This is a genomic window from Algimonas arctica (genome assembly GCF_014652695.1).
GTDB lineage: Bacteria > Pseudomonadota > Alphaproteobacteria > Caulobacterales > Maricaulaceae > Litorimonas > Litorimonas arctica.
Window position 1 is genome coordinate 1 of record NZ_BMZH01000042.1, and the last position, 1,341, is coordinate 1,341.

The 1,341-nt window shown below is 50.6% G+C and carries 1 protein-coding gene; it reads right to left on the minus strand.

The window, feature by feature from the left end; translation table 11 throughout:
• Positions 1–1,226: beta-propeller fold lactonase family protein (locus IE105_RS15260; RefSeq protein ID WP_189499746.1), on the minus strand; the 1,226-nt coding region annotated here is incomplete at its 3' end.
• Positions 1,227–1,341: the final 115 nt, after the last annotated feature.

The following is a 1,341-nucleotide window of genomic DNA, read 5'->3' on the forward strand; positions in this document are numbered from 1 at the left end:
CACGCAAATGATAGCGGGTCCATTTCTGGGTCGTTACTGCCGGAGCCGTCCAAATAGACGTTTGAGCCGAGGATGACGAGTTGTCCCTCTCCCGCAATCGCGGTCAGCGCGAGATTGTCGCTGCTGACGCTCACGCTATCAGCGTCACTATTCAAACCGCCCTCATCCGTCACGACCAGTGAAACATCATAGGCGCCAGCCAGATCAGCGACAAAGCTCGGCGTGGCTGTCATAGCATCCGTTATCGTCGCGGTACTGCCCGTCGGTTGCGAAGCGAAACTCCAGCTATAGGCGAGCGCCGCCGAGTCTGTATTGTCATCAAACGATGCGCTGCCGTCGAGGTTTACAGTATCCCCCGCGCGGATGGCTTGATCTACGCCCGCGGCGGCGATTGGCTTTTCATTGGCGGCCTCAGGTCTGAACTCAATGTCTCGGGGCCTCTCTCCAACCGTAATAGTGCCGCCGACGACGGTGTTTGTCGTAGTGTCAATTACAGTTACGGTTTTATCAAATATGTTGTTAACATAGCCAAATCTGCCGTCCGGTGTAAACAGAAGGCTCACAGGATCATTTACCATTGGTATCGTCGCTGTGATCGTGTTTGTTGACAAGTCTATAACCGTAATTTTATTGCCACTTAGACTCATTACATAGGCAAAATTGCCATCTGGGGTGATCGCAATATCCCTTGACGTGCCTCCCATCTGAATTGTCGAAATCACAGTATTGGTCGCTGTATCGATCACCGAGATAAAGGTTGATTTAATGTTGGCAACAAGGGCTAAACTGCCATCAGGTGTAATTGTCACATGTCTGGGAAATAGCCCAACAGTAACATCCGCAACGACGACGTTGGTCGCGATATCGATCACGGAAACGCTTCCGCGAACAAAACGGGAGCCTTGATTGGTGACGTAAGCAAAGCTACCATCTGGTGTAATATCGAGACCAAAGGGACTTGTTCCAACAGTAATGGTATCGACGACAGTATGGGTCGCGATATCGATCACCGAGACGTTATTGGAACCCTGATTGGTGACGTAAGCAAAATTATCATCCGGCGTAAACTCAACGATACCCGTTTGCGTGCCAACGTCAATAAAGGCAATAATGGAATTGGTTACGGCGTCGAGCACCGTGACGGCGCCTCCAAGATAATCGGTAACATAAGCGATGCTGCCATCTTGCGTGAATTCAATATAGGTCGCACCCGATGCCCCTGGCAAATTAATGGTCTCTGTCTGACGTCAGCGCTCATGGCACAGATTTGAGCCTGGGCTAAGAGAGACTTTGCTCACCTCCATCCTTATGGAGTGAAGCATGAGACAGACTAAAACAACG